Consider the following 25,655-nt stretch of genomic DNA (forward strand, 5'->3'; position numbering starts at 1 on the left):
GGTGTCGCCGCTCATGCGTGAGTGGTACCGGCGTCCCGTGCCCGCGGTGCGAAGCGCCAGACCGCCGCCTGGACCACCTGAGCCACCAGCACATACGCCGCGGCGGCACGCACGAAGAGCGGCGCCCATTGCATGAAGCGCTGGACGTACTGGGTCATGTTGGTATCGGTGTAACGGCCACCCAGCCAGTAGAACGCACCATTGGATATGGCGTACGAGACCGTGGCGCAGACCAGCAATGCCGCGAAAACCATCGCATGCGATGCCAGTGAACCGTCGAAACGCGGTGCCACCAGGCGGCCGCCGTACCAGAGCACGGCGTACGCCAGCGGCATGAACGAATAGGCCACCGTGATGCAGAAGTCGCTCACGCCCGCGTAGCTGATCGAGACCCAGTCGATCAGCACGGCCAGGACGACGAAGGCGACGAAGGCCAGGTGCTTTCGCAGGTAGATACCCCCGAGGAAGAACAACGCCATCGACGCGTCGGGAAGATGCAGCACATCGCCGAAGTGATGAAAACGCGTGGCGATCATGATCAGCGCGAACCATGCCGACATGGCGACAAACAACGGACGTGACAGGGGTTTCATCGGGGCGTACCTCGTACGGGGGGACGGATTACGAGCGGGGCTGGTAACGGAACGTGAGCATGTAGTTGCGACCCAGCTGATTGAAGTAACGCGCGGTCTCGTAGTGGCGATCGAAGACATTCTTGCCGGCCAGCTCCACCGACCACGCCGGCGCGAAGGCGTACGCGATGCGCAGATCGGTCAGCGCGTAGCCACCCAGTCGGTGCAGGTTGGTCGAGTCGTCATAGCGATAGCCCGAGGCGAACACACTGGCACCAACGCTCAGCGCGCCGAACGAGCGGTCGACGTCGATATTCGCGGTACGGCGGGCACGGCGTGGCAACAGGTTGCCCTTGCTGTCGTCGTCGCTATCGTCTTCCGGCTGCAGCCACGTCGCGTTACCCGAGAGGCGCCAGTCGGCGACGGTAGTATCGGCTGCCAGCTCCACGCCACGGATCCGTGCGCGGTCGATATTGTTCGCGCCACCAAACGGGAACAGCGGACCGGTCAGGCTCGAGTCGAAGACGATCAGATTGTCGATGTGATTCTGGAAGGCATTGATCGACCAGTTACCCCACGTGGGCGTGCCGCGCAGCCCCAGCTCCCAGTTGCGGGAAGTTTCCGGGCGGAGGTCCGGATTGCCGTAGTCGGGGTAGTACAGGTCGTTGAACGTCGGTGCCTTGAACGCGGTGCCGTAGCTGCCGGTGACACGCAGGCCCTTCGTCAGCATGTAGCCGTACTGCAGGCTGCCGGTGGTCTTGCCGCCGAACTGGCTGTTCTCGTCACGGCGCAGGCTGGCTTGGATCGAGCTGTCGCCGAATGCCTGCAACCACTGGCCGAACATCGCGTGATTGCGACGCGCATCGACGAAGTAGTCGGTGCTGCCGACGACGCGATCGCGCTGCCAGTCGTAACCGAGCGTGGTCTGGCCTGCGTCCCCACCGACGTGACCGAGGTCCGCCTGCACCGAGGCGACGTCGCGATGCGTGTTGAACGTATCGGCGTAGACGCCGTTCTCGTAGTCGGTCGAGAAGTCACCGCTCCGACCGAGGTTGAGGGTGAACTTCACGTCCTTCGACGGCGTATAGCGCAGACGGCCGCCAATGACCTGCGTCGACGAGTCGGCGAAGTTGCTGCTGGTGCCGTCGTAATGGTTGGCGCCTTCGGTGCGCATGGCATTCACGTCGGCGTCCCACTGCTCATCGAAGCGCCATCCGCCCTTCAGTGACAGCGCATTGTTGCGATAACCGTCCTTGTCGGGCTCGTAGGTGTAGCAACCGCCGCCGCCCGGGCTGGGGCGACCACGACATGCGTTGATGCCGTCGGTCTGGTCGTGGGTCGCTTCCACCGCGTACCAGCCGTTCGCGCCGCGTCCGCTGAAGCCGGCCGAGCCGCGCAAGGTGTCGTAGCTGCCGCCGCCGGCGGAGAAGTTCGGCACGAAGCTGCCTTCCGGACGACGGGTGAAGATCTGGATGACGCCGCCCAGCGCGTCCGAGCCATAGAGACTGGAGAACGGGCCACGGACGATTTCGATGCGCTCGATCTGGTCGACCGGAATATCCTGGAAGGCCGCCGTACCGGAGGTCGCTGAACCCACCTTCACGCCATCGATCAGCACCAGCACGTGGTCGGACTCGGTGCCGCGCATGAAGACGGAGGTCGACTTGCCCGGGCCGCCGTTATTGGCGATGGACACACCGGGCGTCGCACGCAGCAGGTCGGCCAGCGAGCGCGGCTGCAGCCGCTCGATCCCGGCACGGTCGATCACCGTGGAGGCGGACAGCACCTGCGCCTGGGTCTGCTCGGTCCGGCTCGCGGTGACCACGACCTTGTCGAGGTCGGTGGAGGTGTCATCGGCGAAGGCCGCGGCGGGAACGAGGCATGCCATCGCGATGGCGACCGCGAGGGTGGAAATACGAAGCGACACGTGGTGACTCCTGCACTACCGCGCCCATCCGCGCGGCATGAATGGCGAGAGACAGGGAGACGGTAGCGGGGAGCGCCGATGGCGGAAGGCCGGCCGGCCACCCACGACATGGCCCTCCGCCTGTCCGGTGTTACCTCGAAGGCCGGTCTCCGGGCTTGCGAGCGCAGGGAGAATCCCTGCCGGTCGGCGCCTTCCCATGCCTTTCGGGGCACAGTGGCTTCATGCAGACCTTTGCCTCGCCTACCGTTGCGGGGGCAGCTCCGGAATGACGCGGACCTCGTGGATCGCGCGGGTCACCGGATTCCCGTTTCAATCCCCGGCTGCGACACCGGGAATCACCTTGGGCGGCGGTAGTGTATCCGAAGCATGAACGTGGCGGTCGCGCCAGCGCAGGAACGGGCGCTCGACACCGTAGTGAAGCAGCGCACCGCCAGCCAGGGTCGCGGCCGCATAGATGGCGAAACGGACGAAGCGATGATCGGCCAGACCGTCACCGAGCAGCCCCTCCGTCAGATGAAAAACGCCTTTGTGGCAGAGATAGAGGCTGTACGAAGCGGCGGCCAGCCATCCGGCACCGGGCACCCGCAGCCTTGCGAAGACGGTCGGGCCGCTGAAGGCGGCGACGAAGCCACCCATCGCCAGCGACAGCAGGGGGTAGCCGATGACGCAGGGCCAGAACAGGGGGCGTGCACCGTCGAAAAGGACCAGACAGACGCCAAGGAGAACGGTGGCGGCGCCGAGCACCCAGCCCGCGCGCGCATGGATCCATGCCATCCACTGCGGGCGATACACCCCGCACGCCGCCAGGGCGACACCGGCGACGAGCCCATCCAGGCGCGACCACGTGGGGTAATAGAGGTAACGGAGATAGACCAGGCCCGCACTGATGTCCGTATCACGAGCCGGTCCCAGCAAATCGGACCACAGCCACGCCCGCAACAGGAGGCCGCCGGCGACCACCGCGACGCATACGGTGATGAACTTCCACAGAGCGGGTTTGCGCGTCAGCGCGAAGGCCAGCAAGGGAAAGACGAGATAGAAGTGTTCTTCCACGCATAGCGACCACACGTGGGAGAACGCATAGTTGTCGCCGTTGTCGAACAACAGGTTGAAGGTGAACGTCGGAAATTGCCACAACGGCTGCATGCCCGGCGTCTCTCGCCATGCCGGCCATAATGCATAAAGTGCCAGCACGACGAAGAAGGCGGGAAGTATCCGTATGAAGCGTCGTCGATAGAAGCCGAAGAAATCGAGCTTGCCCGTGGTCTTCAGGGACTTCAGCACCTGCGTGCCGATGAGGTAGCCGCTCAGCACGAAGAACAGGTCGACGCCCATCCACCCCGACCATTCCAGCTTGCTGAAGCCCTCGCCGAGGCCGCCGACCAGATAACTGTGAAACAACATCACCCAGGCGATGGCGATCGCGCGCAGCGTGTCGAGGCCGGGAGTGCGGTTCATGCGTGGGATCCCCTGGGTGTCACGTCAATGTGCGGGCGCGTCCGGGCGGATGCGCGGCGCGTTTATGGCGATTCGCGGGCGCGCTCATTGCCCGCGGTGCAACGCGGCGAGCAGGGCATCGATATAGGTACGACTTGCGCGCAGCGTCGCACCATCTTTCAATCGAACCACCGCGTCGCGATTGGACCGTGGCAGGAGTTCGGCGACCTGATCCACCCGAACGATGGCCGAGCGATGCACCCGGAGAAAGCGCAGCGGGTCGAGTCGTCTGGACAGCGTATGGAGGGTTTCGCGGAGCAGATACCGTTCGCCGCGCACATGCAGCGCCGCGTAATCACCGTCGGCCTCGATCCACTCGACCTCGTCCGCAGCGACGTAGTGAATGCGGGCACCGATACGAATGACGAAGCGTTCGGCCTGCCTCGTTGTCGTGGTCACCGCCCTGCCAAGTTGTCGACGAGCCCGTTCAATCGCTTCGGCGAAGCGTTCATCATCGATGGGCTTCAGCAGGTAATCCACCGCGCCCAGCTCAAAGGCACGGAGAGCGAAGCTGTCGTGTGCGGTCAGCAGGATCGCCAACGGTCGGTCGGGAGGCGGGATCGCCGCCAGGGCATCGATACCGTTCAGGCCAGGCATCTGGACATCGACGATCGCAAGATCCACATCGGTTCGACGCAAGGCGGCCAGCGCCTGACCATCCGCCGCCTCGGCGACGACGATAACGTCGGGTTCCGCATTAAGGCGGACCTGCACGCCTCTGCGAGCGAGGGGCTCGTCATCGACGACAGCGATGCGAATCATGCGGTTGCCTGCATGACGGCAGAGCGCCCGGGCAAGGTGACCGCCGTGCGCCACCGATCGCCGCGAGGGCCAGCTTCCAGCAGGTGATTGCCGGGATAGAGCGCATCGAGGCGGGCACGTACATTCGCCAGACCCACGCCCTGCCCTCCTGCTGAAGGCCCGTCGAAGCGATCGTTATCGACCCACACGCGAAGTGTTCCTCCGTCACGCTCGACACGAATGTCGATCCGGCCGCCCTCACGGCGGGGTGCGATGCCATGCCGGATGGCGTTCTCGACCAGCGGCTGCAGCAGGAGGTAGGGCACCTGCGCATCGAGCGTGTCCGGACCGGTGTGAATGTTCACGCGCAGCCGGTCGCCCAGCCGCGCCTTCTCGATATCCAGGTAGGTAGAGGTAAAGGCGATCTCGTCCGCGACCGTCACTTCGTGCCCGGGCGACTGCTCCAGCGTCGCGCGAAGAAAATCGCCCAGGCGGGCGATCATGCGCGTGGCATCGCGCTTACGATCGTCGCGTACCAGGGCCGAGATCGCATTCAGCGTGTTGAAAAGAAAGTGTGGCTGCAGCTGGTAGCGCAAGGCACGCAACTCCGCATCACGGGCCGCTTGCGATGCCTCGCGCAACCGGAGGCCTTCGGCGCGAAGTTCCGCCCGGTGCAGCACCATTGCCTGCATGCCACAAAAAGCGATCAGCGCTAGCCAGCAGCCGTCGAGCCCGCCGAAAACCCAGGCCCAGCCGACCCGCGCTCGCATGGCCGGACTCGCGAGAAATTCGAGGGCGAAGAGTGCATTGGCGACGGACATCGCGTAGCTGATCGGCAGCAACCAGGCTGCCATCGTCCATGCGCTCGCCTCCCGTCGCCATAGCACGCGCTGGAGCCAGCCCAGCGGGACGATCCATGCCAGGTACGCAGCGGTGTAGAAGAGGCGAAACACGAGGACCTTCGGATCGGCAAGCGACGGCAAACCCATCACCAGCATGCAGCCGAGGATAGGCAGGCCTGCGATCCAGGCCATGCCCGGCGATACTGTTACGTTCCTGTCTTCCCGCATGCGCCGCCCTCGTTCGCCCGGATCCGATTCTATCGGTCAGAAGTTCGACGAGTAGAGCATGGCCGCGATTTTCCAGCCGTCCGGCGTATGGATCATCTGCCAGGTTTCGGCGCCATGGTTGGCTATCTTGCCGTCGGCGAGGAAGTCGAAATCGAAGTAGACGGAGGCGACCGTTCCGTCGGTATCGATGCGGACGTTGTGGAAGCGCTCCTCGACCTGGACCTTGCCGGAGCCGATGAAGTCGGTGAACTGTTTGAGGGTGCCGGCTTTGTAAGCCGTGGTTACCTCGGAGTGTCTGGCCTTGACGCTCGTGAAGGACGCATCACCCAGTGAGGTGTACCAAGAGATGTTGTCGTTGAGAAACAGGGAGGAGACGCTTTTGGCGTCGTGAGCTTTCAATGCGGTCTGGAAGGTGTCGACGACGTGCTGGATTTCGGCTTTGGGTGCGTCGGCGGCGAAGCAGGGGAGCGTGAGCAGGAGAGCGAATGCGCTGAATGCGGGGTGCAAGGACATGGTCAAGGCCTCGTACGTGGTGAGACGTACGAGGAGATCAGGTGTGGGGATGGGTCGCCAAGAGTGTGTGCGGTGGGGCGGGCGTGGAGTGCGATGAAACGGTTGGGAAGCGTTACTGGCACAACGGAAGTTCGCCGCGTCACCGCCTTGTTGGCTTTTCGCCGGCAGGGCTGGCTCCGACGACAGCGGGAAGCCGCCGGCGCCGCTTTCGCGGAGCCGGCGGCCCGGGTCGTATCAAACCATCCCGGTATAGCCCGATGGGCTCAGAGACAGCCGACGAGGCTGTCGTAGACGGAATTGCGGGACCCGGGGAGCTTGGCGTTGAGGGCGTCGTCCGCCTTCATGGCCTCGTAGAACTGTTCCACCAGCATGTCCTTCGGCAGACGGATCTTGCACTTGTACAGCTTGCCGGCGGCCTGCACGGCACCGGACTTGGTGACCACCGAAGCGGTGGTCCCGGCAAAGGTCCACACGCACTGCTTCATGCTGCTTTTGGTCGCGTCGACCGAACAGGTCAGCTGCATAGGGCGGAGGTTGTGAAACTCGCCTTCGCAGAAGGTGTCGCCGCAGATCTTGTCGAAGCCGCCGTTGAGCGTGGCTTCCACACCGGCGAAACGGTCGAGGCTGGCTTCCGCGGTCGGCCAGTTGACGATGTCGACGTACCGGTCGGCGGCGGGCGGCGTCTGGGCGAAAGCCGCCAGCGGCAGGACGAGAAGAGCGGCAGCGAGGGTGTTTCGAAGCATCGTTGTGACTCCGTGGTTGAGGAGCACACATGACACCGTGTTCGGCGCGGCGGGTCTGTCCCGCCGCGCCCAGGGCACATCGTAGCGTTCGGGCGACGCGTCCTGTGGGACGCGATCCCTACAGCCAGTGGCCGTAGCGCTTGATGTAGATCGTCTTCATCACCTGGGTCAGCACACAGTAGGACGCCAGGGTGAGCGCCAGCCAGGCGAAGTAGATGCCCGGCAGCGGCTGCATGCCGATGCGCACACCGATCGCCGTGTACGGAATGAACATGCCGATGATCATGATCGCGACGGTCAGCGCCAGTACCGGCGCCGATGCGACGCTCTGCAGGAACGGGATGCGTCGCGTGCGGATCATGTGCACGACCAGCGTCTGCGAAAGCAGACCCTCGATGAACCAGCCGGACTGGAACAGCGACTGGTGAGCGACATCGTTCGCCCCGAAGTAATGCCACATCAGCCAGAACGTCGTGATGTCAAACACCGAGCTGACCGGACCGATCCATACCATGAAACGACCGATGTCGCCCGCGTCCCACTTGCGCGGCACACGCAGGTATTCCTCGTCCATGCGGTCGAACGGGATGGACAGCTGCGACAGGTCGTACAGCAGGTTCTGCACCAGAATCTGCAGCGGCAGCATCGGCAGGAACGGCAGGAACGCGCTCGCCACCAGCACGCTGAACACGTTGCCGAAGTTGGAGCTGGCAGTCATCTTGATGTATTTCATGATGTTGCCGAAGGTGATACGCCCTTCGATCACACCCTCTTCCAGCACCATGAGGTTCTTTTCGAGCAGGATGATGTCCGCCGACTCCTTGGCGATATCGGTCGCCGTATCGACCGAGATGCCCACGTCAGCGTCGCGCAGTGCCGGCGCGTCGTTGATGCCGTCGCCGAGGAAGCCCACCGTGTGACCACGGCGCTGCAGCGCCTTGACCACGCGCGCCTTCTGCACGGGCGACATCTTGGCGAAGACCGTGGTGCGCTCGACCATCGCGTCGAGAGCATCGTCGTCGAGCTGCTCGATATCGCGGCCCAGGACGGACTCCTGCACATCGAGACCGACCTCGGTGCAGATCTTGCGCGTCACCGCCTCGTTGTCGCCGGTGATGACCTTCACCGCCACGCCGTGGTGGTTCAGCGCGCGAATGGCGGTCGCCGCGGAGTCCTTCGGCGGATCGAGGAACGCGAGGCAGCCGACAGCCGTGAGGCCCGCTTCGTCCGCCACGCCATAAGCGCGGTCGCCGGTGGGATCGCGACGCACGGCGACGATCAGCACGCGCAGCCCGTCCTCGTTGAGGCGATTTGTCATGGCGCGGATCTCGGCGCGCTTCTCCGAGGTCATCGGCTCCGTGACGTCACCGATGCGGGCCTCGCTGCAGATCGCCAGCATCTCTTCCACGGCGCCCTTGCAGACCAGCAACTGCTCGCCCTGTCCGTCCGCCACCACCACCGACATGCGGCGGCGCTGGAAGTCGAACGGAATCTCGTCGACGACGTGGAAGCGACGTGCCACCGGCTCGAGGTCGCGGTGGGCCAGCACGGCCTTGTCCATCAGGTTGCGCAGGCCGGTCTGGAAGCGGCTGTTGAGGTAGCCGTATTCCAGCGCGTCGTCGGAGTCGTCGCCGTTGAGGTCGACGTGACGCTCGAGCACGATCTTGTCGAGCGTCAGGGTGCCGGTCTTGTCCGTGCACAGCACGTCCATGGCACCGAAGTTCTGGATCGCGTTGAGGCGCTTCACCACCACCTTGCGCTTCGACATGGCGATGGCGCCCTTGCCGAGATTGGCGGTGACGATCAGCGGCAGCATTTCAGGGGTCAGGCCCACGGCGACCGACAGGCCGAACATGAAGGCGCCCAGCCAGTCGTGCTTGTCGAAGCCGTTGATCAGGAAAACGACCGGCACCATGACCGCCATGAAGCGAATCAGCAGCCAGCTCACCGAGGAGATACCGCGGTCGAAGCTGGTCTGCACGCGCTCGCCCGAGAGCGTGTGCGCCAGCGAGCCCAGGTAGGTGCGCGCACCCGTGGCCATCACCACGGCGGTCGCGGTGCCGGACACCACGTTGGTGCCCATGTAGCAAACGGTGGGCAGGTCGAGCGGACCGTTGGCGTCGCTGGCGAGAGTGGCGCCGGCCGCGGGCGCGACTTTCTCGACGGGGATGGACTCGCCGGTCAGGATCGCCTGGCTGATGAACAGGTCCTTGGCCGCCAACAGGCGGAGATCGGCGGGCACCATGTCGCCCGCCCCGAGATGGACGATGTCACCGACGACGAGTTCCTCGACCGGCACCTCGATACGCTCGGCGTGACCGTCCTCGGCGCGGCGGGTCACCGTGGAGGTATTGCGGACCATCGCCTTGAGCCGCTCGGCGGCCTGCGACGAGCGGAACTCCTGGGTGAACGACAGCAGCACGCTGATGCCGACCATCACGCCGATGATGATCGGCCCGGTGTAGTCGTCCTCGGTGAACAGCTGTACGACCGCGAGCACGAGCAGCACGATGATGAACGGATTGCGGAAGGCATGCAGCAGCTGGATCGACCAGTGCGGCGGCTTCTCGTGACCCACCTCGTTGATCCCGTCGCGGTCGAGCCGCTCGGCGATGGCCTCTTCATCCAGGCCGTCCGGCCGGGAATCCAGCGCGCGCAGCAACTCGTCCGCCGGACGGTAGGCGTCCGCGGCGACGGTGGTGAAGGTCTTGGCGGCGACGGCCGCCTGCGAGGTGTGCTTCTTCATGACTCGCTGCCTTTCCGGACGCGGTGTCCGGTAGGGCGCGGGCGGCTCTCAGCGCTTAGCTGAAGGCGTGCGCGCCGGCGCGGAGCCGACGTTCGGTGTTCCGGGTAAACGTGAGGAACGGCGTAAGCCGCGCCGTAGTGTCTATGTCGCTGTTCATCGTTACGGGAGTTTGACGTCAGCCGGTTTCGCCTGGCTTTCCGCAAGTTCCAGCGGACGCGGCACGGTGATCGTGCGCTTGGCCGGGGCGGAGACAGCGCCACGACGGCGGGCGAGAGCAAAAGCGAGACGGCGACCGAACATGCGCGGGCCGGTCTTTTCGATCTGGAGGTTCATGGCTCAATCCTCGGATAGCGGAAGCTCACGGCTTCCGACCGGGGAGAGCCGGACTTTCCCTAGCGGAGGAAAGCGCCGGCCGACCGGGTACGGTCGCCGTAGGCGTTGTTGTTTGCCAGCGCCGGGACCCGATGCGTGCGGGAGCCGGCGCGTCGACTAGGGTAGACGTCCATATGCCTGGGTAAGCTAAGAAGGGTGCCAGCCGAACCTGAGACGGCTCGGTAGCCGGGCAATTGTCGCGCCGCAGCGAAGATCGGTCAAGGGGTGGCGACGCTCCTACGCCGGTAGCGGGGCGGCGTCGGTGATTCGGGCTTCATACTCACGCGCCTCGCCCAACAACCATTCGCGGAAGCGCCCCACACCGCTGTGCGACTCGGACCGCTTCGGATACACGAGGTAATACGCTTCCGCCACCCGCAGCCGCTCCTTGCACAACACGGTCAACGCCCCGCACTCGATCAGCGACCGCGCCATGACCAGACGGCCAAGCGCGACGCCCATGCCTTCGAGCACCGCGCGCTGCAGGTGCTCGGTATTGTCGAAGCGGGCGACATATCGGGAAGGCAGTGGCATGCCGAACGCCTCGGCCCAGTCGTTCCATCGACCCGACGGATCGCCCAGCAGCGGCCAGCCTGCCAGCGACACGTCCGGCAGGCCGCCCATCTTGCGCACCAGCGACGGACTGGCGATCGGAACGATGTACTCGCCGAACAGACGATCCGACTTCGTACGCGGCCATGACCCGAGCCCGTAGCGGAACGCCACGTCGATCGTGGGCTCGCGGTCGAAGTCGACCACCGAGACGGATGATGAGAGGCTGAGCTCCAGTTCGGGATGCGCGCCCACCAGTTTCGGCAGACGCGGTACGAGCCAGCTCGAGGCCACGGAAGGCATCACGCTGAGTGTCACGGCGTCCTCGTGGCGACTCTCATAACGATTGAGGGCGTGCTCGATTCCCTCGAAGTGATGCCCGATCGCATCGAGCAGATGCGTGCCATCCGCCGTGAGGGTCACGCCGCGCGGACCCCGATCGAACAGCGACCGCCCGAGACGCTCCTCCAGATTGCGGATCTGATGGCTCAACGCACTGACCGTGAGGTTCAGCTGTTCCGCGGCGCGCGACAGCTTGCCCGTGCGGGCGACCAGGACGAACCCCTGAAGCAGACCGAGCGGGAGGCGGGACATGTGAATTTTCCTCAAGGCCGGGTTGCAAACATATCGCTTTTTGGCGTCTTGCGGAACGGGCACCCTTTAGCTCACTGATAGTCGCAAGGGGTTGCGACTCCACCGCACGGGAGCACGCTCATGGCATCGATCTTCACCGGCCTCGCCTTCATGCACGGTCACATCGTGGACCGCGATCTGGTCATGCGCCTGGGTCGCGATGAGCCGACGCCGCAGGCAGGTGCAGGGGCCCCGGCGCCGGTCGCCCGTCCGCGAAAGGAATGGCCCCGAACCGTCGACGCAACCGCGGTGCACGCCGCGTGCCCCACCTGCTGCTGACCGACACATCACGTGAACCTTGCGTGCTTCACCATGGGGGTTTCCGCCCACATCGGAGAGACGCATGAAGCATCGTCAACTGGGACGCTCGTCCCTGCAGGTCGCGCCACTGGCGTTCGGTGGCAACGTGTTCGGCTGGAGTGCGGACGAAGCGCGCTCGTTCGAACTGCTGGACGCGTTCGTCGATCACGGGCTCAACCTGATCGACACGGCGGACGTCTATTCGCGCTGGGTCGAGGGTAACGAAGGAGGCGAGTCGGAAGCCATCATCGGCCGCTGGCTGAAACAATCGGGCAAGCGTGACAAGGTGCTGATCGCGACCAAGGTGGCTAAATGGGACCGCTATCCTGGCCTGTCCCCGGTCAACATCAAAGAGGCGGTGGAGGATTCGCTGCGTCGGCTTCAGACCGATCACATCGATCTGTATCAGGCGCATGAAGACGATCCGAAGGTGCCGCTGGAGGAAACCCTGCGCGCGTTCGACGACCTCGTGCAGGCGGGCAAGGTACGCGTCATCGGCGCATCCAATTTCGAAGCGACGCGTCTGGACGATGCCTTGAAGACGAGCGAGGAAAAAGGCCTTTCACGCTACGAATCGCTGCAGCCCGAATACAACCTGATGGATCGCGCGGGGTTCGAAAGTGCTCTGCAACCGCTCTGCGTCAGGGAGCGCGTTGGAGTGATCAGCTACTACTCGCTGGCCAGCGGGTTCCTCAGCGGCAAGTACCGCAGCGAAGCGGATCTGAGCAAGAGCAAGGCACGCGGTGGCAAGGTCAAGGCTTACCTCAACGACCGGGGCTATCGCGTCCTTGCCGCGCTGGATCAGGTTGCCGAAGCTCACAGCGCAAAGCCTGCGCAGGTGGCGCTCGCCTGGGTGATGGCGCAGCCTGCCATCGCTGCCGCGATCGCGAGCGCAACGACGGTGGAGCAGTTGGCGGAACTCGCGAAGGCCGCGGAGCTGACGCTGTCCAGCGAGCAGCTGGACGCACTGAAGCAGGCGTCGGATAGCTGAGGTCTGGCGATCAGTGACTGCCGCGTCGTCAGACGTCGGCCGTGTATAAAAAAGCGGGCCCCGGTCGTCATAACGACCGGAGCCCGTGCGTTTCGCGGCCAGGGGCCGCTCCTACATGATCAGCGTGCGGCGTTCAGCGCATCCAGTGCCGCGTTGAGCGTAGCGCTCGGGCGCATCGCCGCGCTGACCTTCGCCATGTCCGGATGGTAATAACCGCCGATCTCGACGGCCTTGCCCTGCGCACCGTTGAGCTCCCCGATGATCTTGTCCTCGTTTTCAGCCAGCGCCTTCGCCACCGCCGTGAACTTCGCCTTGAGGTCGGCATCGTCGTTCTGTGCCGCCAGCGCCTCGGCCCAGTACATCGCCAGGTAGAAGTGGCTGCCGCGATTGTCGATCTCGCCGACCTTGCGAGCGGGCGACTTGTTGCTGTCGAGGAAACGGCCGTTGGCGATATCGAGCGTCTTCGCCAGCACGCGGGCATGCTTGTTGTCGTAGCGCTCGCCGAGGTGTTCGAGCGACGCGGCCAGGGCGAGGAACTCGCCGAGCGAATCCCAGCGCAGGTAACCCTCTTCGACAAACTGCTGGACGTGCTTCGGCGCCGAACCGCCCGCGCCGGTCTCGAACAGGCCGCCACCCGCCATCAGCGGCACGATGGAAAGCATCTTCGCCGACGTACCCAGCTCCATGATCGGGAACAGGTCGGTGAGGTAGTCGCGCAGCACGTTGCCGGTGACCGAGATCGTATCTTTCCCCTGGCGGATGCGCTCCAGCGAGAACGTCGTCGCGGCGACGGGGTCGAGCACGCGGAGATCGAGGCCACTGGTGTCGTGATCCTTCAGGTAACGCTCGACCTTGGCGATCACCTGCGCGTCGTGAGCGCGGTTCCTGTCCAGCCAGAAGACCGCCGGGGTTTCGGAAAGACGGGCGCGCTGCACGGCGAGCTTCACCCAGTCCTGGATCGGCGCATCCTTGGTCTGACACATGCGCCAGATGTCGCCCTGCTCCACCGCATGTTCGAACACGACCGTGCCGTCGTCTGCGACGACGCGAACCGAGCCGTCGGCGGGCACCTGGAACGTCTTGTCGTGCGAACCGTATTCCTCAGCCTTCTGCGCCATCAGGCCAACGTTCGGCACACTGCCCATCGTGGCCGGATCGAACGCCCCGTGGGCGATGCAATCCTCGATCACCGCCTGGTAGACGCCAGCGTACGAACGATCGGGAATCACCGCCTTCGTATCCTGCAACTTGCCCTCGGCATTCCACATGCCGCCGGAGTCGCGGATCATCGCCGGCATCGACGCGTCGACGATCACGTCGCTGGGCACGTGCAGATTGGTGATGCCCTTATCCGAGTTGACCATGGCCAGCGACGGACGGTTGGCGTATTCCGCCGTCAGGTCGGCTTCGATAGCGGCGCGGGTGGCGTCATCGAGTTTGCCGAGACGGGCGTAGAGGTCACCGATGCCGTTGTTGGCGTCGAAGCCGACCTGCTTCAGCGTGTCGGCGTGCTTTGCCAGCACGTCCTTGTAGAACTCGCGCACCACGATACCGAACATGATCGGGTCGGAGACCTTCATCATCGTGGCTTTCAGGTGCAACGAGAACAGCACGCCCTTAGCCTTCGCGTCGGCAATCTGCGCGTCGATGAACGACGACAGCGCCTTCCGGCTCATGACCGCGGCGTCGACGATTTCGCCGGCCTTCACCGCGACCTTTTCTTTCAGAACCTTGCTGCTGCCATCCGTGCCGGCGAATTCAATGCGCAGGCTGCCGGCCTTATCGATGGTCGCCGACTTTTCGCTGCCATAGAAATCGCCGCCTTCCATGTGCGAGACATGCGACTTCGAGTCGGGCGACCACTTACCCATGCGATGCGGATGCTTGCGCGCATAGTTCTTGACCGAAAGCGGCGCGCGGCGATCGGAGTTGCCTTCGCGCAGCACGGGATTGACAGCGCTGCCCATGGCCTTGCCGTAGCGCGCGTTGATCTCTTTCTCTTCGTCGGTCGACGGCGCGTCGACGTAATCGGGCAGCTTGTAGCCCTGCGACTGAAGCTCCCTGATGGCGGCCTTCATCTGCGGCACGGAGGCGCTGATGTTGGGGAGCTTGATGATGTTGGCTTCGGGCGTCGTCGCCAGCTCGCCGAGTTCGGCAAGGTGGTCGCCGATCTTCTGCTCAGCCGTGAGGCGGTCGGGGAACTGCGCGAGGATGCGACCGGCGAGCGAGATGTCGCGCGTTTCGACGGCCACACCCGCCGTGCCGGCGAAGGCTTCGACGATGGGCAGGAAGGAGGCGGTGGCCAGGAACGGCGCTTCGTCGGTGAGCGTGTAGATGATCTTGGGCGAGCTGGACATGATTCGGCGAGCCTTATGCTTGAGTGGGCCAGGTCATGGGGGCTGGCCGGCGCAAGCCTCAAGGGGCGCACCGGCGAGCGGGAAACCGGACCATTGTGGCCCGATTGGGCGACTATCGCCAACAGGCCCGGGCGCCACCGCAAGCTGTCCGACTGATACCGGCCTCTGTCGCCAGCAGGCCTGCCTGCCACCCGTCTGCGGCGAGCCGGTGGAGACGCGCCCGTGTCCCGTGGGAGCGAACCCGCTGGCGATGCCTTAGGCGCCGGTATCGAGCGCGAGCCGCCGGGCCTTCCTACGTGCCTTACGCGCTTTCCAACGCTCCGACAGGCAGGCGAAGATCACGTACAACGCCGGCGTCGACAACAGGGTCAGGCTCTGCGAAATCAGCAAGCCGCCGATCATCGCGATACCCAGCGGGCGACGCAGTTCCGAACCCTCGCCCAGGCCGATCGCCAGCGGCAGCGCCGCGAGAATGGCGACCATCGTCGTCATCATGATCGGACGGAAGCGCACCAGGCAGGCCTCACGGATCGCCTCCTTCGAGGTGAGGTGATGCTCGCGCTCGGCGACCAGGGCGAAGTCGATCATCATGATCGCGTTTTTCTTCACGATACCGATCAGCAGCACCAGGGCGATCATCGCCACCACGGACAGTTCGGTATCGGTGATCACGAGCGCGGCCAGTGCACCCACACCCGCGGCCGGCAGCGTGGAGATGATCGTCACCGGATGGATCAGGCTCTCGTAAAGCATGCCCATCAGCAGATACACCACGACGATCGCGGCAAGAATCAGCAGCGGCATATCGCTCTGCGACTGCTGAAAGCGCCGGAAGTCGCTGCCGGTATCCAGACGGATGTCGCCCGGCATGCGCATGCCGTCGATCGTCTTCTGGATGATCTCCATCGCCTCACCCATGCTGACGTTGGGCGCGAGATTGAAGCTGACGCCCATGCTCGTGTACTGATCCTCGTGCACGATCTGGCTGGGAGCGAGGCCCGCCTCCTGCTTCGTCACGGCCGACATCGGCACCATCGCGCCGTTGTCGGAGCGCACGTAGATCTGATTGAGCGCTTCCGGGGTCGCCGCGAACTGCGGCAGCGAGTTGACGATCACCCGATATTGGTTGATGTCCGAGTAGATCGTCGACACCGCGCGCTGGCCGAAAGCGTTGTACAGCGCCCCATCGATGTTGCCGATCGACACGCCGAGGCGGGACGCCGTGTCGCGGTCGATCACCATGTTCTGACGCAGGCCCTGCGCGTCGATGTCGCTGCCCACGTCGGTCAGCATCTTGTTCTTCTTCAGTGCATCGACCAGCTTCGGCAGCCAGGTCTGCAGTTCGACGATGTCGTTGCCCTTCAGCGACACCGAATACTGACCGCCCTGCGTCGAACCGCCACCGCCACCGGTCGGCAGGTCCTGGATCGGACGCAGGCGCAGGTTGAGATCGGGGTATTTGTTCGCGGCCGCGGAGAGGCGGTCGAGCACATCGAACGTCGTGCCTTTGCGGCCCTCGGCCACCGTCTTCAGCTCGATATTGAACTGGCCGGTGGACCCCGTGCGGCTCGTACCCAGGCGCGAGCCCACGGCCTTCACGTCCGGATCGTCGAGCAGCATGGTCGTCAGTCTGGCCTGGCGCGCCTGCATCTCACCGAACGACACGGTGGAGCTGGATGTCGCACGCGCACCGATCAGCCCGGTGTCCTGGGGCGGGAAGAAGCCGCCCTTGACCATGCCGAAGAGGACGATCGTGATGCCGATCAGCACCAACGGCGTGAGGGCCATCAGCAAGGCGTGACGCAAGGTCCAGTCCAGCGCACGGCGGTAGACGCCGACCATGCGCTCATGCATGCGTTCGAGAGCCAGCCCGAACTTGGACTCCGGCTCGTCGTTTTTATGCGCGGTGAGAAAATGCGCGCACAACGAGGGTGTCAGCGTCAGCGAGATCACGGCGGAGACGAGAATCGCGGCCACCAGCGTGACCGTGAACTCCTTGAAGAACATGCCGATGATGCCCGGCGCGAGCAGCAGCGGAATGAACACCGCGACCAGCGAGCCGGTAATCGAAACGATGGTGAAACCGATTTCGCGCGCACCGAGCAACGCGGCCTCGAATCGGGGAATCCCTTCGTCCATATGACGGATGACGTTTTCGATCACGACGATGGCGTCATCGACGACGAAGCCGATCGCGATGACCAGCGCCAGCAGCGTCAGGTTGTTCAGCGTGTATCCGAACGCATACATCACGACGAACGCGCCGGCCAGCGACAGCGGCACGGCAAGCCCGGCGATCACCGTCGGTGCCAGTCGGCGCAGGAACAGCGCCATGGTCATGATCACCATGGCGAGACTGATCAGCAGCGTCGCCTGCACTTCGTGCAGCGACGCACGGATCGTGGGCGTGCCATCGAAGAACGAATGCAGCTGGACGCCGGCGGGAAGCCAGGTCTGCATCGTCGGGATCTGCGCCTTGATGCGGTCCACGGTGTCGATGACGTTCGCGTCCGACTTGCGGAACACGTACATCAGGATGCCGGGGCGTCCGTTGAACCACGCCGCCTGATACGCGTCCTGCTGACCGTCGTACACCTTGGCCACGTCGGACAGGCGAATCGGCACGCTGTTGTTCACGCCGATGATCAGCTTGCCGAACTCCTCCGCCGTATGCAGCGAGTCGGTGGCGGTCACCGCCATCGTCGTCTTGCCGTCGGACAGGAAGCCCTGCGGCGAGGTGACGTTGGCCGCGGTCAGCGCGTTACGCAGCTGATCCGGCGACAGGCCCATGGCGTTGAGCGCGCGCAGATTGACGTCGACACGGATCGCGGGCGTCGCACTGCCCGCGATGTCCACCGAGGCGATGCCTTCCTGCTGGCGAAGACGCTGGGCGAGGATGGAGTCGGCGACGTTGTAGAGAGCGGTGGGCGCGACGGTGTCCGAGGTCAGCGCCAGCACGATCACCGGATCGTCGTTCGGATTGGCCTTCTGGTACGACGGCGCATTCAGCAACCCGCTGGGCAGATCCGGCTGGGCGGCATTGATCGCGGACTGAACGTCGCGTGCCGCGGCATCGATATTGGTGCCGTTCTGGAAAAACAGCAGCACGAAGCTGCTGCCCTCGGAGCTGTTCGACCGCATCGACTCCACACCGGGCACCTGGCCCAGGTGGCGTTCCAGCGGCGCGGCCACCGTCGATGCCATCGTGCTGGCGTCCGCACCCGACTGCTGCGCCTGGACGAAGATCGCCGGGAACTGGATGTTCGGCAGCGCGGCCACGCCGAGCAGCGAGTAACAGATGACGCCGATCACGAAGATACCGATCGCCAGAAGCGATGTACCGATGGGACGACGGATGAACGGACCGGAGATATTCATGGATGGGAACGGGACATCATGCTCGGGATGGCGCGGAGTGATCCGTTCCTAACGCGCCATCCGGAAAAAGGTTTCGCCGGGCGGCGAACCGTCCGGCGAAAAAGGGGGTTTCCAGGGGCTTCGAAGCCTGGCGTCATCGGCTCGCCGGCCGGGCCTGCGAGGCTTCCAGTGCCAGGGCGCGTTGTCGCTTGCGCTCCGCCAGCCAGTCGGAGAACCGCTCCATGTAGAGGTAGATGACCGGCGTGGTGTACAACGTGACCAGCTGCGAAAGCAGCAGGCCGCCGACGATCGACACACCCAGCGGCTTGCGCAGTTCCGAGCCGATACCGTTGCCCAGTGCCAGCGGCAGCGCGCCGAGCAGGGCCGCCGCCGTGGTCATCATGATCGGACGGAAGCGAAGCAGGCAGGCGCGGCGGATGGCGTCGTGCGCGTTCAGGCCGGTCCGCTTCGCCTCGATGGCGAAGTCGATCATCATGATCGCGTTTTTCTTCACGATACCGATCAGCAGCACGATACCGACGATGCCGTCGACCGAGAGGCTCATGCCGCAGAGGATCAGTGCGAGCAGCGCGCCGACGCCCGCGGGCGGCAGCGTCGAAATGATCGTCAGCGGGTGGATGTAGCTCTCATAGAGCACGCCCAGCACGATGTAGATCACGATGATCGACGCCAGCAGCAGCAACACTTCGTCGCCGACGGACGAGGAGAACTCCGCGGCCTTGCCGATGAACTGACCGCGCACCTGCGGCGGGAAGTTGAGCTGCTGCTCGACCTCGTGGATCGCGTCCACCGCGCTGGAAAGCGATTCGCCCGGCGCCAGATTGAAGGAAATCGTCACCGCGGGCAGCTGTTGCAGATGGCTGACCACCAGCGGTGCCGTGGTGACGACCGCGCTGGCCAGCGAGGCAATGGGAATGTTGCCGCCCGCACCGACCTGGAACCCGACGTTACCCGTGTTGCCGATGCCCGACGGGGTCGCCGAGTTGCTCGAGGCCAGCTGACCGAAACTGGTCGCGTTGGAACCGGTCAGGGCGCCGTTGCCGTTGCCGCGGACCGTCAGCTTGTTCAGCAGATCGTTGCTGTTGCGGAACTCCGGCGCGACTTCGAGTACGACGCGGTACTGGTTGAGCTGGGTGAAGATGGTCGAGATCTGGCGCTGGCCGTACGCGTCGTACAGCGTGTCGTCGATCGTCTGCACCGGCACGCCGAGGCGGCTGGCGCTGTCACGATCGATGGTCAGCTTGAGCGCGGTGCCCTGATCGGCCAGGTTGTTGTCGACGTCGGCCAGTTCCTTGCGTTTACGCAGCGCGGAAGTCATCTGCTGCGCATAGCCGGCCAGTTCGGTCGAGCTCACGTCCGACAGCGAGTACTGGTACTCCGTGGCGGACACCTGCGTGTCCAGCGTCACGTCCTGCACGGGCTTCAGGTAGAGCGCGACGCCGGCGATACCCGACGCCGCCCGTTGCAGACGTGGCAGCACGGTGTCGAGCGCTTCGCGGTCGCCGCGATCCTTCAGCACCAGCGACAGCTGACCCTGATTGAGTGTCGGATTGATCGAACCCGCACCGATGAAGGCGGCCACGCCGGCCACGGCGGGGTCCTTGGCCAGGGCATCGGCCACGGCCTTGGTGCGGACTTCCATCTGCGGGAAGGCGACGTTCTGGTCGGCCTGCACGACGGCCGTGATCATGCCGGTGTCCTGCTCGGGCAACAGGCCTTTCGGAATGACGATGTAAAGCACGACCGTGAGGGCGACGGTGAGCGCGGCGACGATCATCGTCAGCGGGCGATGATCGAGCACCCAGTCGAGGCTGCTGCCGTAACCTTCGACGATGCGCGACCACGCGTTGTGCTTGCCCGAGGCGGCCGCGTGCTCGTGCGCGTCTTCCGCGTCCGGCAGTTCGTCGGCCTTGAGCAGGTAGGCGCACATCATCGGCGTGAGCGTCAGCGAGACCAGCATCGAGATGATGACCGCGATCGTCAGCACCCAGGCGAACTCGTGGAACAGGCGACCCGTGACACCCGGCATCAGCAGGAGCGGCAGGAACACGGCCACCAGCGAGACGGTCAGCGACAGCACCGTGAAGCCGATTTCCTTCGCGCCGACTTCCGCGGCGGTCTTCGCGTCCTGACCCTGCTCGATATAGCGGACGATGTTCTCGATCATCACGATCGCATCGTCGACCACGAAGCCGGTCGCGACCGCCAACGCCATCAGCGACAGATTGTCGAGCGACATGCCGGCGAAGGACATCACACCGAACGTGCCCATCAGCGACAGCGGCACCGCCACCGACGGAATCACCGTGGCCCACAGGCGCCGCAGGAAAACGAAGATCACCGCGACGACGAGGCAGATGGTGAGGATCAGCGTGAACTGCACGTCCTCCACCGAGGCGCGGATGGTGATCGTGCGATCCGAGAAGACCTTCAGGTGAACGTCGGCCGGCAGCACCTTCTGCAGATCGGGAATGGTCTGACGGATGGACTGCACCGTCTGCACGATGTTGGCACCGGGCTGGCGACGGATGTCGAGCAGCACGGCCGGTTTGCCGTTGGCCCAGGCCGCCAGCTGATCGTTCTCGACACCATCGATGACATTGGCCACGTCGGACAGGCGCACGGGCGCACCGTTCTTGTAGCTGATGATCGTGCCCTTGTAATCGGCGGCGTCGGCCAGCTGGTCGTTCGTGCCGATGCTGTAGGACTGCGTCTTGCCGTTGAGCGTACCCTTGGGCGCGTTGACGTTGGCTTCCGTCAGCGAGCTGCGCACGTCTTCCATGGTCAGGCCGAGGTTGGCCAGCTGCGCCGGGTTGACCTGAATGCGCACGGCGGGACGCACGTTGCCGGCGATCGACACCAGGCCCACGCCCTGAACCTGGGCGAGCTTCTGCGCGATGATCGAGTCCGCGTAATTGTTGACGTCGCGCAGCGGCAGACTGTCGGACGTGAGCATCAGCGTCATGATCGGCGCATCGGCCGGGTTCACGCGGTTGTAGACGGGCGGATACGGCAGGTTGTTGGGCAGCGTGCCGCGTGCCTGGTTGATCGCCGCCTGTACGTCCTGCGCGGCGATGTCGATATCCCGGTCCATGTTGAACTGCAGGATGATGGTCGACAGGCCGGCCGACGAATCCGAGCTCATCGAGGCCAGACCGGAGATCTGTCCGAAGTTACGTTCCAGCGGCGTGGTGATCAGCGCCGCCATCGTGGACGCGCTGGCGCCGGGATACTGCGTGGTGACGACCAAGCTCGGGGCATCGATTTCCGGCAGCGCCGAAACCGGCAGCTGGCGGTAGCCAAGGATGCCGAGCAACAGCACCGCCACCATCAGCAGCGAGGTCGCGATCGGCCGGCGAATGAAGAGTGTCGAGAAACCCACGAGTAAGTCCTGGTGTCGGGACCTTGCGGTCCGTTGGTGGCGCGTCCGTCATGGACGCGCCACGCGCGCTATCAGCCGCGGCGACCGCCGCCCTGGCGACCCTGCTGACCCGTCTTGGCCTTCTGCAGCTCTTCCGCCGTCGGCGCCGCGGGCACCTGGCCCGGCGCCAGCGGGTTCACCTTCGAACCCGGCTTCAGGCGGAACTGGCCTTCGGTGACGATCTTGTCGCCCAGCTTCACGCCCTTGGTCAGCATCACGTGGCTGTCGCCCACTTCCGTGGCGGTTTCCACCGTCTGCATCTTGACCGTGTTGTCGCCCTGCACGACGTAGACGTAGTCGCCATCCGGACCACGCTGTACGGCCTGCGAAGGCACCACGAGGCCGTTCTTGACGGTGCGCACCTTCAGCTGCACGTTGACGAACTGGCCCGGCCACAGCTGGGTCTTTTCGTTGTCGAACAGCGAGCGCAGACGGAAGGTGCCGGTCGTGGTATCGATGGTGTTGTCGAGCACGTCCAGGTGGCCCGTGGCGATCGGATGCGCATCGACACGGTCGAGCGCCGCCACCTCGAGCTGAGACAGACCGTCGCCACTCACCGAGCTGCGGACCAGGTCCAGGTTTTTCTCAGGGAGGTAGAACATCACGTAGATCGGATGCAGCTCGGTCAGGGTGACGATGGCATCGCCCGACGCGACGATGTTGCCTGCGTCGACCGAGCGGATGCCGGCAAGGCCGTCGATCGGCGCGATGACCTTGGTAAACCCCAGTTGCACCTGTGCGGCGCGGATGGCCGCCTGATCGGCCGTCACGGTCGAAGCCGACTGGTCGAGGGTGTTCTTCAGGTTATCCAGGTCCTGCTTGGACACATACTGCTGGCCGCCTTTGCTGACCAGATTCTGGGAACGGTCGAGGTTGTTCTTGGCCGTCGCCACCAGAGCCTGGTCCTGCCTGAGCTTCGCGACGGCCTGGTCGTAGTTGGACTGGATGGTGCGCGGATCGATTTCCGCGATCACGTCACCCTTCTTCACTTCCTGGCCTTCCTGGAAGTTCAGCTTCATCAGCTGGCCGCCGACCTGCGGGCGGACCGTGACGGTGTTGCGCGCCTGGACGGTGCCCAGCGCGGTCAGATAGACGGGTACATCCTGGCTGGCCACGGGCACGACCGTGACCGGTACCGGTGGCTGGTCCTTGCCCTGCCCCTCGCCGTTGGCCTGCGCACTGGCCGCGTGGGCGGGATCGCCCTCCTTGGCACGGTGGCTGCGAACGACAAAGAAGCCCGCGATCAGCACGACGACAATGACGGCCAGCGCGATTTTCCAGAAACGCGACATGAAACACTCCCAGGTGGATAACCGGACGAAACAACAGGGTCGCCCGTGCGCGCCGTGCGCCAGGGGGGTTTATACCCCCTGAAGGTTAAGATTCGACGCCGACAATATAGGGTTAGGGGAACGGCATTGAACAATGCCGGTTGACAGGGGTACAGCATGACTGACGGCACGGGTTGGCGGGTGAGCAGGCCGTTTCGGCAGACCGCCGACTCCCGGGGAGGTTCCGTTATACTCGCCCGGTTCGACGCCGCATCGCGGCTTGCAGGCACGCCGAATCCCGGGGAGGGGGCCGGCACACCCAAATCCAGTGGAGTGAATGCGTGAGCGGTTCTCCAAGCAAGTCCGACCAGAACTTCATGCGTCAGTTTTCCCTGCTGACCGCCGGCCTCAGCGTCCTCGCCATCGTCCTGATGGTCGTGGCGTACCTTATATACAGTCGCATCCCCAAGGATGAGGACCCGGCCGTCGCCAAGCGGACCGAAGCCCGTATCGCGCCCGTCGGCGCGGTCTATGCCGGCGACACGGGCCGTGCGGCCATGCAGGCCGCGCAGGAGGCCGCCGCCAAGGCCGCCGCCGCGCAGGTCGCCTACGGCGGCAGCACCGACGGCAAGACGATTTACGACAACCTCTGCCACAGCTGCCATACAGCCGGCGTGGCCGGTGCGCCCAAGCTGGGTGACAAGGGCGCCTGGTCGGCGCGTCTCGCCGAGGGCATCGCGACCCTGACCAAGCACGCCATCGAGGGCTACACGGGGCCGGACGGCAACCACATGCCGGCCAAGGGCGGTAATCCGTCGCTGACGGACGAGCAGGTCACCAACACCGTCAAGTGGATGGCCGACCAGGCCAAGTGACAAGCGTTGTCGTGCCGCCAAGGCGGCGCCTTCAGGCAGCGTTTTTGTTACGTTAGGCGTCTCACGGGCGAGGCATGACTTGCTACGCCCGATTTGACGGAACTATGGATAGATGCCGAAAGCTGACGCCTCGCTCCACCCGCTGGGCATTGTCGAGATCATTGAACGGAGCGTTCAAGGCCGGACGCGCCCTTTTCTTTGTCGTGCGGAAGATGGCGACCTTTATTACGTCAAGGGCTCCTACGCAGGCACGCGCAGCCATCTTTGCGAATGGATGGCCGGCCACCTAGGCCGAGCCCTCGGGTTGCCGATCCCGGAGTTCAGATGCGCCATTGCCCCGGCCGCCTTGTTGAACCTTCATCCAGAGGGCGCCGACATTGGCACCCGACCAGTCTTTGCATCTAAAGCGGTCGAGCACCTGAGCGAACTGAGCTTTTCAGCCATCCGGGATGTCCCCAAGGACACGCGAAAGGACATCCTTGTTCTCGACTGGTGGACTAAGAACGGTGACCGCACCCTCACGGGTGACGGAGGAAACCCGAATCTGCTGTGGGACCCGGCGGATCGGCGCCTGGTGGCGATCGACCACAACCTTGCTTTCGACACGACCTTTTCGGCAGAAGCATACGTGCAAACCCACGTCTTCCGAGACGACATTCCTACAGTATTTAACGACTTAGCCGAGAAAGGCGTGTATGCTATCCGGCTTGCGGAAGCACTGAGTAACTGGGAAGCTGCTTGGAACTCCGCACCCGAAGATTGGCACTACTTCGATGCTGAGCAGACCATCCCGACAGACTTTGATGTCGATGCGATCCGGCTGACGCTGTCCCAAACCAATCGGGACGATTTCTGGAGGCTTCCATGAAAAAACAAGTTGCCTGCCAGTACGCCATTGCGCGATTTCTGCCGTATGCAGAAACCGGCGAATTTGCAAACGTTGGCATCGTAATTGCGTGCCCCGAACTTGGTTTGCTGAGGGTCAAGTTCGCACCTCTGCGCAGGACGAAGCGGATCACCGACTTCTTCGAGGGCCTCAATCCCCGCATTTACCGCGAGTCTCTTCGCTACCTGGAGGTTGAGACATCACGAATTGCTTCCAGCCTTAAAAATGGGCCGGCCGCGACCAAGATGGCTTTCGAAGAACTGACACGACCTCGCGAAGCGCTCCTCCGGTTCAGCTCTGCACGCGCGATTCTCTCGGACGATCCGGAGTCCACGTTGCAAACGCTTTTTGAGAAATTCATAGAGCGCGACTTCGCAACCAAGGAATATCACGAAAAGATTCTCAATAAGGGCGTCGCGACGATTCTGGCAGGCGCAGCACTGAAGAACTATTTTGACCCTGAGGACGTCGGCGACGAGGACTTCAACGTTAGGTTCCCCTTCGTCAATTCGCTGGACGGCAGTCCTTTGATTGCGATTAAGCCGTTGCATTTAGCCCAAGACGAGCCGAGCAAAATCATGGATCACGGATCGCACTGGGTGGCGCGCGTGGCCAGGCTCAAGAAGCACGGCAACATGCCAGGTAATCTACTGTTTGCAATAGATAAATCAGAAAAAACCAAGCAGCAGCGGGTCGCCAAGGAGATTATTACCGACCTCAAGGACCTGGGCGCGGAAGTCGTCCGAGTAGACGACGAAAGGGCAATCGTAGACTTTGCTCAACGGGCATTGGACCGGGGTCATTGAGTGA

18 protein-coding genes, 1 pseudogene and 1 riboswitch are annotated in these 25,655 nt (G+C 64.2%); of the genes and pseudogenes, 5 read left to right on the plus strand and 14 right to left on the minus strand.

The features are described from left to right. Window positions 1-11: 11 nt before the first annotated feature. The 10 genes and pseudogenes from B5X73_RS04225 to B5X73_RS04265 form a co-directional block, all read right to left on the minus strand. Window positions 12-593: a hypothetical protein gene (locus tag B5X73_RS04225; RefSeq protein ID WP_079520696.1), complete on the minus strand. Its 582-nt coding sequence runs from the start codon at window positions 591-593 to the stop codon at window positions 12-14. 28 nt (window positions 594-621) lie between these two features. Beyond that, a complete protein-coding gene (gene btuB, locus B5X73_RS04230) occupies window positions 622-2,499 on the minus strand; it encodes a TonB-dependent vitamin B12 receptor (RefSeq protein ID WP_139382646.1) in 1,878 nt (625 codons plus the stop codon). A gap of 122 nt (window positions 2,500-2,621) precedes the next feature. Further along, window positions 2,622-2,857, minus strand: a riboswitch (cobalamin riboswitch). 23 nt (window positions 2,858-2,880) lie between these two features. After that, a pseudogene (locus tag B5X73_RS04235) lies at window positions 2,881-3,957 on the minus strand (acyltransferase); the annotation flags it as partial. Between the two features lie 84 nt (window positions 3,958-4,041). After that, entirely contained in the window at window positions 4,042-4,758 is a 717-nt protein-coding gene (locus tag B5X73_RS04240; RefSeq protein ID WP_079520697.1) for a LytR/AlgR family response regulator transcription factor, read from the minus strand. Beyond that, complete coding sequence (locus tag B5X73_RS04245; protein ID WP_176167715.1) at window positions 4,755-5,771, minus strand: sensor histidine kinase; 1,017 nt, start codon at window positions 5,769-5,771, stop codon at window positions 4,755-4,757. The genes B5X73_RS04240 and B5X73_RS04245 overlap by 4 nt, the downstream gene beginning before the upstream one ends. A 72-nt stretch (window positions 5,772-5,843) precedes the next feature. Continuing rightward, the gene (locus B5X73_RS04250; protein ID WP_036116473.1) at window positions 5,844-6,320 is read right to left on the minus strand and encodes a Cif family virulence factor; all 477 of its coding nucleotides are present in this window, start codon (window positions 6,318-6,320) and stop codon (window positions 5,844-5,846) included. A gap of 263 nt (window positions 6,321-6,583) precedes the next feature. Further along, window positions 6,584-7,063: a hypothetical protein gene (locus B5X73_RS04255; RefSeq protein WP_036116475.1), complete on the minus strand. Its 480-nt coding sequence runs from the start codon at window positions 7,061-7,063 to the stop codon at window positions 6,584-6,586. Window positions 7,064-7,181: 118 nt separating this feature from the next. Continuing rightward, window positions 7,182-9,809 carry a magnesium-translocating P-type ATPase gene (gene mgtA, locus B5X73_RS04260; protein WP_079520698.1) on the minus strand — a complete coding sequence of 876 codons (2,628 nt, stop codon included), beginning with the start codon at window positions 9,807-9,809 and terminating at the stop codon, window positions 7,182-7,184. Between the two features lie 159 nt (window positions 9,810-9,968). After that, window positions 9,969-10,142 (minus strand): hypothetical protein, encoded by a 174-nt coding sequence (locus B5X73_RS20895; protein ID WP_176167716.1) that lies wholly within the window; start codon window positions 10,140-10,142, stop codon window positions 9,969-9,971. A 276-nt stretch (window positions 10,143-10,418) separates the two neighbouring features. After that, window positions 10,419-11,327, minus strand: a complete 909-nt coding sequence (locus tag B5X73_RS04265) for a LysR substrate-binding domain-containing protein (protein WP_079520699.1) — start codon at window positions 11,325-11,327, stop codon at window positions 10,419-10,421. Between the two features lie 120 nt (window positions 11,328-11,447). Between B5X73_RS04265 and B5X73_RS04270 the strand changes: the two genes are divergently transcribed. Beyond that, window positions 11,448-11,645 (plus strand): hypothetical protein, encoded by a 198-nt coding sequence (locus B5X73_RS04270; RefSeq protein WP_036116483.1) that lies wholly within the window; start codon window positions 11,448-11,450, stop codon window positions 11,643-11,645. A gap of 64 nt (window positions 11,646-11,709) precedes the next feature. Continuing rightward, on the plus strand, window positions 11,710-12,657 hold the full coding sequence (locus B5X73_RS04275) for an aldo/keto reductase (protein WP_079520700.1): 948 nt from the start codon (window positions 11,710-11,712) through the stop codon (window positions 12,655-12,657). Between the two features lie 119 nt (window positions 12,658-12,776). Here B5X73_RS04275 and B5X73_RS04280 read toward each other — a convergent pair whose 3' ends face one another. The 4 genes from B5X73_RS04280 to B5X73_RS04295 form a co-directional block, all read right to left on the minus strand. Beyond that, complete coding sequence (locus tag B5X73_RS04280) at window positions 12,777-15,014, minus strand: NADP-dependent isocitrate dehydrogenase (RefSeq protein ID WP_079520701.1); 2,238 nt, start codon at window positions 15,012-15,014, stop codon at window positions 12,777-12,779. Between the two features lie 255 nt (window positions 15,015-15,269). Further along, complete coding sequence (locus B5X73_RS04285) at window positions 15,270-18,392, minus strand: efflux RND transporter permease subunit (protein ID WP_079520702.1); 3,123 nt, start codon at window positions 18,390-18,392, stop codon at window positions 15,270-15,272. Between the two features lie 133 nt (window positions 18,393-18,525). Further along, window positions 18,526-21,774 (minus strand): efflux RND transporter permease subunit, encoded by a 3,249-nt coding sequence (locus tag B5X73_RS04290; protein ID WP_036116487.1) that lies wholly within the window; start codon window positions 21,772-21,774, stop codon window positions 18,526-18,528. A gap of 71 nt (window positions 21,775-21,845) precedes the next feature. Beyond that, window positions 21,846-23,105 (minus strand): efflux RND transporter periplasmic adaptor subunit, encoded by a 1,260-nt coding sequence (locus B5X73_RS04295; RefSeq protein ID WP_079520703.1) that lies wholly within the window; start codon window positions 23,103-23,105, stop codon window positions 21,846-21,848. A gap of 356 nt (window positions 23,106-23,461) precedes the next feature. Here B5X73_RS04295 and B5X73_RS04300 point away from each other — a divergent pair, with 356 nt between their 5' ends. The 3 genes from B5X73_RS04300 to B5X73_RS04310 all read left to right on the plus strand — a co-directional run bounded on the left by B5X73_RS04300 (window position 23,462) and on the right by B5X73_RS04310 (window position 25,651). After that, window positions 23,462-23,959 carry a c-type cytochrome gene (locus tag B5X73_RS04300; RefSeq protein ID WP_036118559.1) on the plus strand — a complete coding sequence of 166 codons (498 nt, stop codon included), beginning with the start codon at window positions 23,462-23,464 and terminating at the stop codon, window positions 23,957-23,959. 112 nt (window positions 23,960-24,071) lie between these two features. Next, window positions 24,072-24,827: a HipA family kinase gene (locus B5X73_RS04305; protein WP_079520704.1), complete on the plus strand. Its 756-nt coding sequence runs from the start codon at window positions 24,072-24,074 to the stop codon at window positions 24,825-24,827. After that, complete coding sequence (locus tag B5X73_RS04310) at window positions 24,824-25,651, plus strand: DUF3037 domain-containing protein (protein WP_079520705.1); 828 nt, start codon at window positions 24,824-24,826, stop codon at window positions 25,649-25,651. The genes B5X73_RS04305 and B5X73_RS04310 overlap by 4 nt, the downstream gene beginning before the upstream one ends. Window positions 25,652-25,655: the final 4 nt, after the last annotated feature.

This window comes from Luteibacter sp. 22Crub2.1 (assembly GCF_900167995.1).
GTDB classification, from domain to species: domain Bacteria; phylum Pseudomonadota; class Gammaproteobacteria; order Xanthomonadales; family Rhodanobacteraceae; genus Luteibacter; species Luteibacter mycovicinus.